General features: G+C 68.5%; 19 protein-coding genes. 9 read left to right on the top strand and 10 right to left on the bottom strand.

The window, feature by feature from the left end; all coding sequences use genetic code 11:
- Positions 1-111: 111 nt before the first annotated feature.
- Complete coding sequence (locus tag K8940_RS08000; RefSeq protein WP_223394505.1) at positions 112-588, top strand: hypothetical protein; 477 nt, start codon at positions 112-114, stop codon at positions 586-588.
- Positions 589-640: 52 nt separating this feature from the next.
- Here the strand turns inward: K8940_RS08000 and K8940_RS07995 are convergent, their stop codons facing one another.
- From K8940_RS07995 to K8940_RS07985, 3 genes are all read right to left on the bottom strand, one after another.
- Entirely contained in the window at positions 641-2,215 is a 1,575-nt protein-coding gene (locus tag K8940_RS07995; RefSeq protein ID WP_223394503.1) for a 2-isopropylmalate synthase, read from the bottom strand.
- Positions 2,216-2,300: 85 nt separating this feature from the next.
- The gene (locus K8940_RS07990; RefSeq protein WP_127847010.1) at positions 2,301-2,357 is read right to left on the bottom strand and encodes a hypothetical protein; all 57 of its coding nucleotides are present in this window, start codon (positions 2,355-2,357) and stop codon (positions 2,301-2,303) included.
- Between the two features lie 176 nt (positions 2,358-2,533).
- On the bottom strand, positions 2,534-3,253 hold the full coding sequence (locus K8940_RS07985) for a TVP38/TMEM64 family protein (RefSeq protein WP_223394501.1): 720 nt from the start codon (positions 3,251-3,253) through the stop codon (positions 2,534-2,536).
- 137 nt (positions 3,254-3,390) lie between these two features.
- Between K8940_RS07985 and K8940_RS07980 the strand changes: the two genes are divergently transcribed.
- Positions 3,391-3,930 (top strand): NADPH-dependent FMN reductase, encoded by a 540-nt coding sequence (locus K8940_RS07980; protein ID WP_223394499.1) that lies wholly within the window; start codon positions 3,391-3,393, stop codon positions 3,928-3,930.
- Here the strand turns inward: K8940_RS07980 and K8940_RS07975 are convergent.
- Complete coding sequence (locus K8940_RS07975; RefSeq protein WP_223394497.1) at positions 3,927-4,517, bottom strand: carbohydrate binding domain-containing protein; 591 nt, start codon at positions 4,515-4,517, stop codon at positions 3,927-3,929. The genes K8940_RS07980 and K8940_RS07975 overlap by 4 nt on opposite strands.
- Positions 4,518-4,783: 266 nt before the next feature.
- On the opposite strand from K8940_RS07975, the gene K8940_RS07970 reads away from it, so the two are divergent.
- Entirely contained in the window at positions 4,784-5,986 is a 1,203-nt protein-coding gene (locus K8940_RS07970; RefSeq protein ID WP_223394495.1) for a pyridoxal phosphate-dependent aminotransferase, read from the top strand.
- 64 nt (positions 5,987-6,050) lie between these two features.
- Here K8940_RS07970 and K8940_RS07965 read toward each other — a convergent pair whose 3' ends face one another.
- From K8940_RS07965 to K8940_RS07950, 4 genes are all read right to left on the bottom strand, one after another.
- Positions 6,051-6,257 carry a helix-turn-helix transcriptional regulator gene (locus K8940_RS07965; protein WP_223394493.1) on the bottom strand — a complete coding sequence of 69 codons (207 nt, stop codon included), beginning with the start codon at positions 6,255-6,257 and terminating at the stop codon, positions 6,051-6,053.
- Positions 6,250-6,702: a hypothetical protein gene (locus K8940_RS07960; protein WP_223394491.1), complete on the bottom strand. Its 453-nt coding sequence runs from the start codon at positions 6,700-6,702 to the stop codon at positions 6,250-6,252. The genes K8940_RS07965 and K8940_RS07960 overlap by 8 nt, the downstream gene beginning before the upstream one ends.
- Before the next feature lie 91 nt (positions 6,703-6,793).
- On the bottom strand, positions 6,794-7,429 hold the full coding sequence (locus K8940_RS07955; RefSeq protein ID WP_223394489.1) for a glutathione S-transferase family protein: 636 nt from the start codon (positions 7,427-7,429) through the stop codon (positions 6,794-6,796).
- A 121-nt stretch (positions 7,430-7,550) separates the two neighbouring features.
- Positions 7,551-7,787: a DUF2171 domain-containing protein gene (locus tag K8940_RS07950; protein WP_223394487.1), complete on the bottom strand. Its 237-nt coding sequence runs from the start codon at positions 7,785-7,787 to the stop codon at positions 7,551-7,553.
- Positions 7,788-7,921: 134 nt separating this feature from the next.
- Between K8940_RS07950 and K8940_RS07945 the strand changes: the two genes are divergently transcribed.
- The 3 genes from K8940_RS07945 to K8940_RS07935 are packed head-to-tail and all read left to right on the top strand — an operon-like array spanning position 7,922 to position 9,223.
- Positions 7,922-8,824 carry a DUF6807 family protein gene (locus K8940_RS07945; protein ID WP_223394485.1) on the top strand — a complete coding sequence of 301 codons (903 nt, stop codon included), beginning with the start codon at positions 7,922-7,924 and terminating at the stop codon, positions 8,822-8,824.
- 8 nt (positions 8,825-8,832) lie between these two features.
- Positions 8,833-9,009 carry a DUF4169 family protein gene (locus K8940_RS07940; protein WP_223394482.1) on the top strand — a complete coding sequence of 59 codons (177 nt, stop codon included), beginning with the start codon at positions 8,833-8,835 and terminating at the stop codon, positions 9,007-9,009.
- A gap of 4 nt (positions 9,010-9,013) precedes the next feature.
- Positions 9,014-9,223: a ribbon-helix-helix domain-containing protein gene (locus K8940_RS07935; RefSeq protein ID WP_223395797.1), complete on the top strand. Its 210-nt coding sequence runs from the start codon at positions 9,014-9,016 to the stop codon at positions 9,221-9,223.
- 1 nt (position 9,224) lies between these two features.
- Here K8940_RS07935 and K8940_RS07930 read toward each other — a convergent pair whose 3' ends face one another.
- Both K8940_RS07930 and K8940_RS07925 read right to left on the bottom strand, forming a co-directional pair.
- Entirely contained in the window at positions 9,225-9,482 is a 258-nt protein-coding gene (locus K8940_RS07930; RefSeq protein WP_223394480.1) for a hypothetical protein, read from the bottom strand.
- 8 nt (positions 9,483-9,490) lie between these two features.
- On the bottom strand, positions 9,491-9,700 hold the full coding sequence (locus K8940_RS07925; protein WP_223394478.1) for a hypothetical protein: 210 nt from the start codon (positions 9,698-9,700) through the stop codon (positions 9,491-9,493).
- 147 nt (positions 9,701-9,847) lie between these two features.
- Here K8940_RS07925 and K8940_RS07920 point away from each other — a divergent pair, with 147 nt between their 5' ends.
- From K8940_RS07920 to K8940_RS07910, 3 genes are all read left to right on the top strand, one after another.
- Entirely contained in the window at positions 9,848-12,268 is a 2,421-nt protein-coding gene (locus tag K8940_RS07920) for an ATP-dependent helicase (RefSeq protein WP_223394476.1), read from the top strand.
- 220 nt (positions 12,269-12,488) lie between these two features.
- A complete protein-coding gene (gene plsY / locus K8940_RS07915; protein ID WP_223394474.1) occupies positions 12,489-13,172 on the top strand; it encodes a glycerol-3-phosphate 1-O-acyltransferase PlsY in 684 nt (227 codons plus the stop codon).
- 11 nt (positions 13,173-13,183) lie between these two features.
- A complete protein-coding gene (locus K8940_RS07910; protein ID WP_223394472.1) occupies positions 13,184-13,450 on the top strand; it encodes a hypothetical protein in 267 nt (88 codons plus the stop codon).
- The last annotated feature ends 2 nt before the right edge of the window (positions 13,451-13,452 follow it).

Here is a 13,452-nt window from a genome sequence, read left to right as displayed (position 1 = left end):
CCTTATGTCGAAGGGCCTGTTTCCGAATGGAGCCCTTGCGGGCCTTGCGCGCAGAAGCATGGACGCGGGCTCGCCGCGTGGCGGGCCGCGTCAGAAGAAGGCTTACCGACCATGTCACCCCATCCGCTTAGGCAAGCCGCCCAGTTCCTGCTGGGCGTGCCCACCGAGGGGATCAATCCCGCCCTGGACCGCATGCTGGAGCTGGCCCAGGCCACGCCGCTGTGCTTCGTGGCCGTCGCCGGCCCTGGAGCCGGTGAAGCCATGTGCCAGCTGTGGCGGCGCGGCTACCAGCGCGTCGAGGCCGCGCGCCGGGCCACCTGCGGGGCGGCCGACGAACGCAGCGATCTGCTGCTGGTGCTGGGCTGCCAGACCCTGCCGGACGCACGCGCCGTCATCGCCGCGACCTATACGATGCTGCGCCCCGGCGGGACGCTGGTCGTGGACGCCGGCGCCCTGCTGGACGAGACGCCCCGCAGGGCGCTCGCCGACAGTTTGCGGGAACTGGGCCTGGAGGTTCAGCCCCATGCGCACCTGGGGGCCGAGATCCTGGCGACGCGGCCTTTCAGCTCGCGTCGCGAAGCCGCTTAACTCTGGAGCGCGATGGCCGCCAAAACCGGCAGCCACTTTTGGCTATCGCGCTCTAGAAGCCGCTGGCGATCGCCGCTTCGGGCCGGCTCTTCTCCTTGCGGGCGAAGAGGTTGTTGAGGGCGTTGACGTACGCCTTGGCCGAGGCCGTCAGGGTGTCGGTGTCGGCGGCCGCCCCGGTGGCGATGCGGCCGTCCTCCTCCAGACGCACCGAGACCTGGGCCTGGGCGTCGGTGCCCTCGGTCACCGCGTGCACCTGGAAGAGGCGCAGGGCGGCGCTGTGCGGCACGATCTTGTGGATGGCGTTGAACACGGCGTCGACCGGACCGTCACCGGTGGCCTCGGCGGTGCTGGAGACGCCATCGACGTCCAGGGTCAGCTCGGCCGACTGGCCTTCGGTGCCGGCCACGACGCGCAGGTGGGCGACGCGGATCTTCTCCGAGCCGCGCGCCAGGGCGTCGTCGACCAGGGCGATGATGTCGTCGTCGTAGACATGCTTCTTGCGGTCGGCCAGGTCCTTGAAGCGGCCGAAGGCTTCCTTCAGCGCGTTCTCGCCCAGCTCGTAGCCCAGGTCCTTCAGCTTAGCGCGGAAGGCGTGGCTGCCCGAGTGCTTGCCCATGACCAGGCTCGACGGGGCCTGGCCCACCGACTCCGGCGTCATGATCTCGTAGGTCTCGCGGTTCTTGAGCATGCCGTCCTGGTGGATGCCGCTCTCGTGCGCGAAGGCGTTCTTGCCGACGATGGCCTTGTTGTACTGCACCGGGAAGCCGGTGATGGCCGAGACGTAGCGGCTGGCGCGGGTGATGTGGGTGGTGTCGATGCCCGTGCGGAACGGCAGGCGGTCGCCGCGCACCTTCAGGGCCATGACGATCTCTTCCAGCGCGGCGTTGCCGGCGCGCTCGCCCAGGCCGTTGATGGCGCATTCCACCTGGCGGGCGCCGCCCTGCACCCCGGCCAGGCTGTTGGCCACGGCCAGGCCCAGGTCGTTGTGGCAGTGGGTCGAGAAGATCACCTTGTCGGCGCCCTCGACGTTGCTGACCATCCAGTTGAACAGGTCGGCGTATTCCGACGGATAGGTGTAGCCCACCGTGTCGGGCAGGTTGATCGTCGTGGCCCCGGCCTTGATGGCGGTCTCGACCGCGCGGCGCAGGAACTGGCGGTCGCTGCGGGTGGCGTCCTCGGCCGACCACTCGACGTCGTCGCGCAGGTTGCGGGCGTGGGCCACCGAGCGGGCGATCACGTCGATGACGGCATCCGGCTCCATCTGCAGCTTGTGCTTCATGTGCAGGTCGGACGTGGCGATGACCACGTGGATCCGGCCGCGCTGCGTCGGCTTCAGGGCCTCGGCGCAGCGGTCGATGTCGACCTGGTGGGCGCGGCACAGGCCGGCGATGGTCGAGTTCTTGACGATCTTGGCCACTTCGCGGACGGCCTCGAAGTCGCCGTTCGAGGCGATCGGGAAGCCGGCCTCGATGATGTCGACCCCCATCTCCTCGAGGATCTTGGCCAGTTCCAGCTTCTCTTCCAGCGACATCGACGCGCCGGGCGATTGCTCGCCGTCGCGCATGGTGGTGTCGAAAATGACGACGTTGTCGCGCTTGTCGGAAGCGCTAGCGGATACGGAGGTCATGGAAGTACTCGTCGAATGGGGTGTGTGGCGTGCGGGCTGCGGGTCAAATGTCCCCTGTGCGCCCGGCCACGACGATGCGCGGCCCCTAGAGCGCCCAGGGGCTGATAAGCCGAAGCGAAAGCAGGTCGCGCGCGACAGTCATGACCGACTTTCTACACAGCGCCCCGGAATCGAGCAAGCAATTTGCGCCGACGGCGCGATCCGCCGCAGGTCGCGCAAATTTCTTCCAGGATCGCCGCTTTACCTGCGACAGGCGCATCAAAACCAGAGCGAAAGACCGATGATCCGTTCGCGGGATGCGACATCGACGGGCGCCTTTTAGTCCTGCGCATCGTCCCCCGCCTCGCGCCGCTTGAGCCAGGCGCGGCTGACCAGGCCCATGCCCAGCCAGATGACGATGGCCAGCACGATCATGACGATGTGCTGCTTGCCGCCGCCCTTCATGGCCTGGACGATCGAATTGCCGGCGAAGGCGGTCAGGGCGATCTTGGGCACGATACCGATGGCGGTCCCGGCGGCGAAGTAGCGAAGCTTCATCGGCGTCACGCCGGCGGCCATGTTGACGACGATGAACGGCGCCGACGGCACCAGGCGCACGATCAGGCTGGCCATGAAGCCGTTCTTGCCGATCATCCGCATGAACTTGTTGACGCCCTCGCCGGCGAAGTCGCGCAGGATCCGCGCGCCGTAGGCGCGGCCCAGCCAGAAGCCGACCAGCGACGAGACCAGGGTGCCGATCCAGCTGTAGGCGAAGCCGGTCCAGGGCCCGAAGGCCACCACCGCCGCGGCGATCAGCACGAACTGCGGCACGCCCAGGAACGCCATGACCGCGAAGGCCGCCACGGCCATCGGCAGGGCCCACGGCCCGCTGGCCGCGCCCAGCCAGTGCTCGACGGCGGTCTCGCCGTTGACGCCCAGCAGCTGCGCCCCGAACAGGAAGACCAGCCCCACCCCGCCGAACAGCACGAACGAGACCGCCACCGTGCGCCAGGCGCGGGCGTCCATGTTGGTGACGAAGTCGATGAGGCGGCGGATCACGGGTTCTCCTCGCGCAAGCGCCGTCCAGGGTCAAGCGGCGCCGCGGAAACGACGGGCGGACATCCGCCGCGATCACGGCGTTTTTCCGGCGCCCGCCCGGCGAGACATCCGGTCGCCCGCCCGGCTAACTAGGCCGCATGAAGATTCTCGCCGTCTCCGGCAGCCTGCGGGCCGCCTCGTACAACACCGCCCTGCTCCACGCCGCGCGTGACCTGGCCCCCGCCGAACTGACGATCGAGGTCTTCGGCCTTGGCGAGCTGCCGTTCTTCAACCAGGACGTCGAGGACCAGGGCGATCCCGCGCCGGTCGCCGCCTGGAAGGACGCCGTCCGCGCCGCCGACGGCCTGCTGATCGCCTGCCCCGAATACAACGGCGGCCTAACGGCGGTGCTGAAGAACGCCATCGACTGGGCTTCGCGCGGCAAGCCCGCGCCGCTGGACGGCAAGCTGGCCTGCGCCCTTGGGGCCAGCCCCGGGATCACCGGCACGGTCCGCGCCCAGGACGCCCTGCGCCTGAACCTCAAGCGGGCCGGCTGCGACCTGACGCCCCTGTCGGACATCCTGGTCGGCCAGGCCCACACCAAGTTCGAGAACGGCGTCCTGACCGACGAGCGCACTCGCCAGGCGATCGCGCGTCACCTGGCCAGCTTCGCGGCGGCCCTCCGCGCGCGGGGTTAGTTGGCCAGCTTGTTCAGGTCGTAGTCCGGCCCGAAGTCCAGCACGAACACCGCGCCCAACAGCACCGTCTGCTTGGCCGCCCCCAGGTGCAGCCCGACGCTGCCCTCGCCCGCCGGGATGTCGATCGCGGCCCGTCCGGGCACGGTGTACATCTTCCACTCGCCGCCGACCTTGACCCCGCCCTGGATCGCCGCGTCGTAAGGCGCGGCCGACTGCTGCACGCGCACGGCCGAGATGTCGGCGGTCGCCGGACCGCCGTCGACGCTCTCGGCCTTGGCCCAGAACGCCACCAGCAGCACGTCGCCCTTGGTGACCTTGCCCGTGATGGGCTGGGCGGCGCCGACGCCCCAGGGCTTGTCGCTGGCCGCCTGCACCTCGACCTTCATCGCCCCGCCGCCCTGGACGGACTTGTCCTTGATCGCGCTGGTCTGCTGGCCCGCGCCGTAGACCGACCAGTTGGCCGAGGGCTTGTTGATCGCCCTCTGCATGATGTCGCCGTCGCCCGACTGGCGGGCGAAGCCGGGCGAGGCCGCGCCCACCGCCAGCGCCAGCACGGCCAGGGCGATGTACAGAATCCTCAGCTTCACGGTGGTGTTCCTCCCCCTTTTGGCCGTTCGAGCGGCCAGCGTTTCCCCCGCGAGGACCGTCACCTTGCCGGTGATCGACCCCACGCATGTTAGCGCTATCTCGGCGACCGGCCCGGCGCAAGAACGCTACTTTCCCCAAGCGTCGCCAAAACGTCGAGGAAACGCGCCATGCCGCGTTGCACCGCGGCGAACGGGGGCGTAAAGACCGCCGCAATCCTGAAACGGCCCGCTTGAAGGGCCATGCAAGCACAGGGGAGTCCTGCAAGATGTCGCTTGAGTCCGCCGCACTGCGGCGTATCGCACCGTCGGCCACCATCGCCATCAGCGCCAAGGCGCGCGCGCTGAAAGCCGCCGGTCGTGACGTGATCGCTCTTTCCGCGGGCGAACCGGACTTCGACACGCCGGACAATATCAAGAACGCCGCGATCGAGGCCATCAAGGCTGGCAAGACCAAGTACACCGACCCGGACGGCATGCCCGAGCTGAAGGCCGCCATCTGCGCCAAGTTCAAGCGCGAGAACGGCCTGGAGTACAAGCCCAGCCAGGTCCACGTCGCCCCGGGCGGCAAGCCGGTGATCTACAACGCCCTGGTCGCCACCCTGAACCCCGGCGACGAGGTGATCATCCCCGCGCCGTACTGGGTGTCGTACCCCGACATGACCCTGCTGGCCGGCGGCACGCCCGTCTCGGTCGAGACCACCGCCGAGAGCGGCTTCAAGATCACGCCGGCGACCCTGGAAGCGGCGATCACGCCGAAGACCAAGTGGCTGATCATCAACAGCCCCTCGAACCCCTCGGGCGGCGCCTATACCCGCGCCGAGCTGCAGGCGATCGCGGACGTGCTGCTGCGCCATCCGCAGGTCTGGGTGCTGACCGACGACATGTACGAGCACCTAGTGTTCGACGACTTCGAGTTCACCACCATCGCCCAGGTCGAGCCCAAGCTCTATGACCGCACCCTGACGATGAACGGCGTCTCGAAGGGCTATTCGATGACCGGCTGGCGCATCGGCTACGCCGCGGGCCCCGAAGCGCTGATCAAGGCCATGGGCAAGATGATCAGCCAGACGACGTCCAACCCCTGCTCGATCTCGCAGTGGGCGGCGCTGGAGGCCCTGAACGGCCCGCAGGACTTCATCAAGCCGAACGCCAAGCTGTTCCAGGAGCGCCGCGACCTGGTCGTGTCGATGCTGAACCAGGCCACCGGCCTGCACTGCCCGACGCCGGAAGGCGCGTTCTACGTCTATCCCTCGTGCGCCGGCCTGATCGGCAAGACCGCGCCCTCGGGCAAGGTCATCGAGACCGACGAGGACTTCGCCGGCGAACTGCTGGAAGCCGAGGGCGTGGCGGTCGTGCACGGCGCGGCCTTTGGCCTGTCGCCGTTCTTCCGCATCAGCTACGCGACCAGCACCGACGTGCTGGAAGACGCCTGCGAGCGCATCCAGCGCTTCTGCGCCAGCGTGAAGTAGGCGCAGCCAAGCTGTTGAAACGACGAAGGGGATCGGCCCGTGCCGGTCCCCTTTTTCCTTGCCGCTACTCCGGCAATTGGAACAGGTCCTCGACGCTGGTTTCCAGCACCCTGGCCAGGGTCAGCGCCAGGATGGTCGAGGGTACGAAGACCCCGTTCTCGACGGTGTTGATCGTCTTGCGTGAGACGCCGGCCCGCTCGGCCAGGTCCGCCTGGGTCAGCCCCTTCGCCGTCCGGGCGTCACGCAGGCGGTTGTTCAGCCGTTCATGCATCGCGGTAAGCGCGTCGCTCCAGATACGAAAACACCAGAAGCGGCGCGGCGGTCCCGAAGGTGATCACCATGTGCAGCGCTTCGCGGGTCGTCACCGCCTCGAACTGGCTCAGGAAGTAAAGGCCAAAGCCCGTCGCCATCATCGCCCAGAAGCCCCAGGCGATGGCGATCCGGCGGTGCGCCAGGGTCGTCTCGTCATTCATCAGGTGGCGCACGTCGCGCCCCGTCAAGAAGACGCCGCCCGTGGCCAGGGCGATCAGCAGCCCCAGGGCGTTCAGCGCCCATGCCCCGATCTTGAAATGCGCCAGCGCGGTGTTCTCGTGCAGCGCGCCGCTCGAGATGTAGACCGTCTGCAGGCCCAGGAAGGCCACGGCCAGCACCGCGAACATTCGCGCCCGCCGCTTGGCCAACCGCTCGGCCTTGCCGACCAGACCCACTCCACGCATCGGTTCTTGCCCCAACGATCATGTAACGTTGAGGTTACATGTAACCCTTAAGTTACACGAAGACAAGAGCCCTGGCGTCGAGGCTTCCGAGCTAGCCGTCGATCCAGTCGGTCAGGCCCTCGCGGGCGTGGACTTCGCGCAGCGCCGGGCGCTGGCGGACGCGGTCCAGATAGCGCTTGAGGTTCGGCCACGCGGTCGCCGGCTTGGGCATGTTGCGGCTCCAGCGGCACAGGATCGTGGCCAGGAGGTCGACCGTCGTGAAGTGGTCGCCGACCAGCCAGTCGCGATCGGCCAGACGGGCGTCCAGCCGCGCCAGGCCGGCCTCGATCCGTTCGCGGGCGGCGGCCTTGGCGCCTTCCTGCGCCGCCTCGCCGGCGGGCTCGTGCGGATAGAACCAGGCCCGGAAGTGCGGCTGGAAGCTGTTGGCCAGCCACAGGGTCCAGGTCAGATACTCGGCCCGGGCCGGCGAGCCCGGCGGCGGCGCGAAGCCGGCCTCGGGGTGGCGCTCGGCCAGCAGGGTCGCGATGCCCGCCATCTGGGTGACCGGCGCGCCGTCGACGACCAGGGTCGGCACCACGCCGTCGGGATTGAGCGCCAGGTATTCCGGCGTCTTGTGCTCGCCCTTGTCGAAGTCGAGCAGCTTCAGGTCGAACGGGACCTCCAGCTCCAGCAGCATCCAATGGATGGCCGTGCCGGCCGTGCTGGGCGAACCGTAGAGCGTGTACATGCCAGACCCCTCCGCTTTGGTGGCGCGGATAGGCGGCTGCTTCTGGCGGACGGTCAAGCGCGCAAGAAAAAGGCCCCCGCCCTTTGGAGCGGAGGCCTTCGAAATCACCAGCCGGTCAGGCTCAGTGCTTCTCGCGCCACTGGGCCTTGGCGTCGTCCTTGGTGACGCTGAGGTGGACCTTGTCGTCGTCGATATACTCCACCCACGACAGCGGGATCAGGTGGTGCTTGAAGCCCGAGCCCAGGTCCAGCTTGGTCAGCTCGATATCGCCGCCGGCGATGTGATCGACGCGGCCGACATGGCCGCCGTCTGAACCGACGACTTCGTGGTGTTCCTTGATCTGCGAGAGGTCGATCATCCGTCGTCTCCAGGGTTGAGCGGGATCGGCGTGACCCCTCGCGCCAACAACGGTCGCGCCCGCGGCCAAGTTTCAGCTTGCATGCACGCCAAGATTGTTCTTGATACGTTCCGAACGTTTCCGAGGACCGAGGCATGAGCTTCCGCGCCTTTCTCGCCGCCGCCCTGATCGTGATCGCCGGACCCGCCCTGGCCGATCCGGCGATCGGCAAGCGCGTCGACGCCGTCTTGGCCGACGACTCGGTGACCCTGACCGAGGCCGGCAAGACCGTACTGGCGTACCGGACCAAGCCGCTGGACCCGACGGCCGAGCCCGGGCGCGCCAACTATGTCGGGGCGCTCTACGCGCCGGACGGTACGGCCCTCATCGAGGACAGGCCCGGCGACCACCCGCACCAGCGCGGCGTCTGGTGGGCCTGGATGAAGGTGCAGGCGGGCGGCAAGACCGTCGCCGACGGCTGGTACATGAAGGGCCTCAGCTATTTCGTCCGCGAGAAGCGCTTCCTGGGCGACGCCGAGGGCGGCGGGACCCTGACGGTCGACGTCGACTGGATGGTCAATTCCGGTCCGGAACTCGTCTATGTCGCCACCGAGACCACCAAGGTCACCGTGCGTCCGCTCAAGGCCGGGGCGCGGCGGGTGGAGTTCGACACCACGATCACCTCGCGCGTCGACGCCCTGGGCCTGGGCGGCAGCGAGGACGATCGGGGCTTCGGCGGCTTCTCGATGCGTCTGGTGGATCCCGAGCACCTGACCTTTTCCTCGGGCGGCAAGACGATCACGCCGAACGGCGGGGCGATCACGGCCGGCGCGTCGATGGGCTTCGCCTGGACCGGCGAGGCCTCTCCGGCCTGGACGGTCGGCCTGGCCTGCAAGGCGAACGGCCAGGCGGTGACGCGCTGGATGCTGTATAATGACCGCTCGATGCAGAACTGCGTCTTCCCCGGCCGCGCGCCGCTGGTCCTGAAGAAGGGCGAGGCGCTGCGGCTGCAGGAGACCGTGGTGATCCGTCCGTTCAGCGCCAAGAAGAAACCCTGAGTCCCGCCATGGCCGACATCGTCAATCTGAACCAAGCCCGGAAGGCCAAGGCCAAGGCCGACGACAAGGCCCGCGCGGCCGAGAACCGCGCCAAGTTCGGCCGCACCAAGGGCGAGAAGACGATCGAGGCCGCTCGCGCCGACAAGCTCAAGCGCGACCTCGACGGCGCCAAGCGCGAGGACTGAGACCCTGGCTGGCTTGAAGAAGCGGTCGGTGAACCTGGCCGGCCACGCGACCTCGCTGGCCCTGGAGCCGGAGTTCTGGGCGGCCCTGGAACGCGCGGCGGCCGACGAGGCCTTGAGCCTCGCCGGCCTGATCCAAAGGATCGACCTGGAGCGCGGGGATCGCCCCCTCGCCTCGGCCTGCCGCGTGTTCGCCCTGGCGCGGGCCGCCGGCTAGGCTAGCGCCGCTCCGCCGCCACCGCCGGACGCCGCTGCGTCGGGATCGGCATCGGTTGCGGATTGGGCGCCTGGCGCAGGACCGAGGGCATATTGGCCAGGCCCTCACGAAGGTCGACCTTGTCGCCGGCCATGACGCCCAGGCGCCAAGCGCCCCAGACCGCCAGGCCCAGCACGATCAGGACCAGCAGCGCGGCCCAGACGCCGCCGGCGCCGTCGCCAGGCGCCGCCGGGTGTCCATTATGCGCGAGCGTCTTCATCGCCGGCCTCAACCCGGCGCCTTGGGCGCGTCAGGCAGCTTCGGCGCGTCGGGCAGCTTGGGCGCCGAGGCCGAGATGTTCACGTCGACCTGCTTCTTGTGGGTGAAGCCGCCGGACATCATGAAGAAGGCGAGCACGGCGACGATGACGACAAGTCCGCCCACGATGAACGCCAAGCCACTGTTGCCCCCGCCGCTGTTGCTGGTTCCTTCGGCCATGAGAGTCTCCGCATTGTCCGGCTCCGTTTGGCCGGCTCCGTTGCTGTTGGCGGATCAACGGTACGCGACGCTGGAGGTTCCGCTTCGACGGTCCCCCGGCCGCCCGTGGGGGCTTAAGCTCCGCGCGCTTTGTGCTACATATGTTCCATGTATCCCGACGACGACTCGACCTTTCCGGGCGACCTCCCCTCTCCCCGCATCTCCGACCTCGCCCGCGCCCGCCCGCCGGCGCCCCCAATGGGACAGGGCGGCGCGCCGGCCTATCTGGACGGCCTGAACCCCGAGCAGCGCGAGGCGGTCGAGACGACCGAGGGCCCGCTGCTGGTCCTGGCCGGCGCCGGCACCGGCAAGACCCGCGTGCTGACCACCCGCCTGGCCCACATCCTGGCGACGGGGAAGGCCCGCCCCTGGGAGCTGCTGGCCGTCACCTTCACCAACAAGGCCGCCCGCGAGATGCGCGAGCGGATCACCCACATCATCGGCCCGGAGGCGGAAGGGCTCCGCTGGCTGGGCACCTTCCACTCGGTGGCCGCCCAGATCCTGCGCCGCCATGCCGAACTGGTGGGTCTGAAGTCGAACTACACGATCATCGACACCGACGATAACGAGCGCCTGCTCAAGCAGCTGATCGAGGCCGAGAACATCGACGCCAAGCGCTGGACGCCGCGGATTCTCTCCCAGATCATCGACGGCTGGAAGAACCGCGGCTGGACGCCCGACCGCGTCCCGGCCAGCGAGGCCGGCGAGTTCGCCAACGGCAAGGGAATCAGCCTCTATCGCCAGTACCAGGAACGCCTGCGCATCCTGAACGCCTGCGATTTCGGCGACCTGCTGCTGCACAATATCAGCCTGTTCACCGGCCATCCGGACGTGCTGGAGGAGTTCCAGCGCCGCTTCAAATACGTGATGGTCGACGAGTACCAGGACACCAACGTCGCCCAGTACCTGTGGCTGCGCCTGCTGGCCCAGGGCCGCCAGAACGTCTGCTGCGTCGGCGACGACGACCAGTCGATCTACGGCTGGCGCGGAGCCGAGGTCGACAACATCCTGCGCTTCGAGCGCGACTTCCCCGGCGCCAAGGTCGTGCGGCTGGAGCGCAACTACCGCTCGACCGAGCACATCCTGGCCGCCGCCTCGGGCCTGATCACCACCAACAAGGGCCGCCTGGGCAAGACCTTGTGGACCGAGGCCAAGGGCGGCGAGAAGGTCAAGGTCAGCGGTGTCTGGGACGGCGAGGCCGAGAGCCGCCTGATCGCCGACGAGATCGAGCGGGCCAAGAAGGCCGGCCGCAAGTACAATCAGATGGCCATCCTGGTCCGCGCCAGCTTCCAGATGCGCGCCTTCGAAGAGCGCTTCGTGCTGCTGCAGATCCCCTACAAGGTGGTCGGCGGCCCGCGCTTCTTCGAGCGGGCCGAGATCCGCGACGCCCACGCCTATCTGCGCCTGATCCAGTCGCCAGACGACGACCTGGCCTTCGAGCGCATCGTCAACACCCCCAAGCGCGGCATCGGCGACACCTCCGTGCAGAAGCTGCTGCAGATCGCCCGGCTGAACGGCGTCTCGACCACCGAGGCGGCCCGCCAGATCATCCTCAGCGACGAACTGCCGGCCCGCACACGCACCGCGCTCTCCAACTTCATCCGCGACCTGGACCGCTGGCGCTCGCTGATCGGTTCGACGCATCACCAGCGGCTGCTGGAGACCGTGCTGGAGGAGAGCGGCTATACCGACGCCCTGCGCCTCGACAAGGGTCCGACCAGCCAGACGCGGCTCGAGAACCTGAAGGAACTGGTCCAGTCGATGGGCGCCTTCGACACGCTGGAGGCCTATCTGGAACACGTGTCGCTGGTCATGGACCTGGACCGCGAAGCCACCGGCGACGCCGTCTGGATCATGACCCTGCACTCGGCCAAGGGCCTGGAGTTCCCGCTGGTCTTCCTGCCTGGCTGGGAGGAAGGCGTGTTCCCCAGCCAGCGCAGCATGGACGACAAGGGCGAGAAGGGCCTCGAGGAAGAGCGCCGCCTGGCCTATGTCGGCATCACCCGCGCCCGCGAGGAGGCCCGGATCAGCTTCGTGGCCAACCGGCAGGTCTATGGCCGCTGGACCAGCCAGCTGCCCAGCCGCTTCGTCGACGAGCTGCCCCTGGCCCACGTCGATGCGGCGTCCGAGACCGGCTACTACGGCGGCGGCCCGGGCATGCAGTCGACAGCCGCCTCGCGCTGGGACGATCCCGGCACGAGCGCCTTCCAGGCCGGCAGCTACGACAGCCCCGGCTGGAAACGGGCCCAGGAACGCACGGCGGGCTTCGGCGAACGCGGCGGCAACAGCTGGCGCGGCGCGAACACCGCGCGCGCCGGTTCGTCGGCCCGCTCGGCGCCGATCGAGGGCGAAGGCCGCCTGGTCGCCGTCTCGGCCCCGACCAACAGCGCCTATTCGCGGGGCGACCGCGTGTTCCACGTCAAGTTCGGCTACGGCAAGGTGACGGGGATCGAAGGCAACAAGCTGACCGTCGCCTTCGACAAGGCCGGCGAGAAAAAGGTCATCGACAGCTTCGTCGAGAAGGGCTGAGGCTCAATCCAATCCTTCCCCGCTGGGGGAGGATTTTAGCCACGCGCATTGAATATGGGGCGAGGCTGAACGCGGATCATCAGCGGCGCCCGAAATCGACAAGGCGTTGATTTCGCTGCATTCAACCTCGCGAACGCCGAGGACAGACGCGCTCTCCCCTCTCTCTATGAGCGCGGGAGTTTTGGGCGCAAGCTCCTCCAAAGCCTCGGGGGGAAGCGTCATGACCGTCTGGCTCGCGAGCCTCGCTCTCCTGGCGGCCGCCTATCTGCTCGGCGCGACGCCCACCGGCTATTGGGCCGGTAGGCTGGTGAAAGGCGTCGACATCCGGGAGCTGGGCTCGAAGTCCACCGGCGCCACCAACGCCCTGCGCACGCTCGGCGTCGGTCCCGGGCTGATCGTGCTGACGGTCGATATCCTGAAGGGCGTCGCGGCCGTGCTGCTGGCCCGCGCGCTCTATCATGGGCTCTCCGGCTTGCCGACCGTCACGCCGACCGCCCTGCAGACATGGACACCCTGGGGAATATGCCTGGCTGGCCTCGCCGTCTTGCTCGGACACGCCCGTTCGATCTGGCTGGGCTTTACCGGCGGGAAGTCGGCGGCAACGGGCCTGGGCGTGCTGTTAGCGATCTCCTGGCCCGTCGGCCTCGGCGCGGCGGCGGTATTCATCGTCGTGGTGGCGGCGTTCCGGATCGTCTCGCTGGGCTCGATGCTGGCCGCCGTGACCGCCATCGCCCTAGTCTGCGGCCTGGAGCATCCGCTGGCCTATCGCCTGCTGGTCATCGCCGGCGGCGTCTATGTGATCGCCCGCCACCGCGCCAACATCCAGCGGCTGCTGGCCGGAACCGAGCCACGCCTGGGAGGCGACAGCGCGCTCAATGTGCGGCAGCATTCGCGAGGCTCTTAAGGAGGTTGGCGATGGTCCTTGACCTGCCCGTACAGGAAGCCCAGTCCCTGGCGACGCCCGCGGCTCCAGCCCGTACTCTGGCCGAAGCGCTTCAGCCGTATGGTCAGCCCACCCTGCGCCAGCCGCTGCCGGACGGCCGTGAACGCCTGCGCTGGATCAAGGTGCACGACAGCCTGCTGGCCTCGATGGACGTCACCACCATAGAGGTGAGCGCCGCCGGGCGGATCGAGAAGCTGGATCGCCGGGCCGTGAAGACCCGGGATCCCGCCGCCTATTAAGG

Source organism: Caulobacter segnis (assembly GCF_019931575.1).
Classification (GTDB): domain Bacteria; phylum Pseudomonadota; class Alphaproteobacteria; order Caulobacterales; family Caulobacteraceae; genus Caulobacter; species Caulobacter segnis_C.
This window is presented reverse-complemented; position numbering and strand designations above follow the sequence as displayed.

Coding starts and splice junctions, on each gene's coding strand:
- K8940_RS08000 (WP_223394505.1), top strand. CDS start 112: ATGTCACCCCATCCGCTTAGGCAAGCCGCCCAGTTCCTGCTGGGCGTG.
- K8940_RS07995 (WP_223394503.1), bottom strand. CDS start 2,215: ATGACCTCCGTATCCGCTAGCGCTTCCGACAAGCGCGACAACGTCGTC.
- K8940_RS07980 (WP_223394499.1), top strand. CDS start 3,391: ATGAAGATTCTCGCCGTCTCCGGCAGCCTGCGGGCCGCCTCGTACAAC.
- K8940_RS07970 (WP_223394495.1), top strand. CDS start 4,784: ATGTCGCTTGAGTCCGCCGCACTGCGGCGTATCGCACCGTCGGCCACC.
- K8940_RS07965 (WP_223394493.1), bottom strand. CDS start 6,257: ATGCATGAACGGCTGAACAACCGCCTGCGTGACGCCCGGACGGCGAAG.
- K8940_RS07960 (WP_223394491.1), bottom strand. CDS start 6,702: ATGCGTGGAGTGGGTCTGGTCGGCAAGGCCGAGCGGTTGGCCAAGCGG.
- K8940_RS07955 (WP_223394489.1), bottom strand. CDS start 7,429: ATGTACACGCTCTACGGTTCGCCCAGCACGGCCGGCACGGCCATCCAT.
- K8940_RS07950 (WP_223394487.1), bottom strand. CDS start 7,787: ATGATCGACCTCTCGCAGATCAAGGAACACCACGAAGTCGTCGGTTCA.
- K8940_RS07945 (WP_223394485.1), top strand. CDS start 7,922: ATGAGCTTCCGCGCCTTTCTCGCCGCCGCCCTGATCGTGATCGCCGGA.
- K8940_RS07940 (WP_223394482.1), top strand. CDS start 8,833: ATGGCCGACATCGTCAATCTGAACCAAGCCCGGAAGGCCAAGGCCAAG.
- K8940_RS07930 (WP_223394480.1), bottom strand. CDS start 9,482: ATGAAGACGCTCGCGCATAATGGACACCCGGCGGCGCCTGGCGACGGC.
- K8940_RS07925 (WP_223394478.1), bottom strand. CDS start 9,700: ATGGCCGAAGGAACCAGCAACAGCGGCGGGGGCAACAGTGGCTTGGCG.
- K8940_RS07920 (WP_223394476.1), top strand. CDS start 9,848: ATGTATCCCGACGACGACTCGACCTTTCCGGGCGACCTCCCCTCTCCC.
- plsY (WP_223394474.1), top strand. CDS start 12,489: ATGACCGTCTGGCTCGCGAGCCTCGCTCTCCTGGCGGCCGCCTATCTG.
- K8940_RS07910 (WP_223394472.1), top strand. CDS start 13,184: ATGGTCCTTGACCTGCCCGTACAGGAAGCCCAGTCCCTGGCGACGCCC.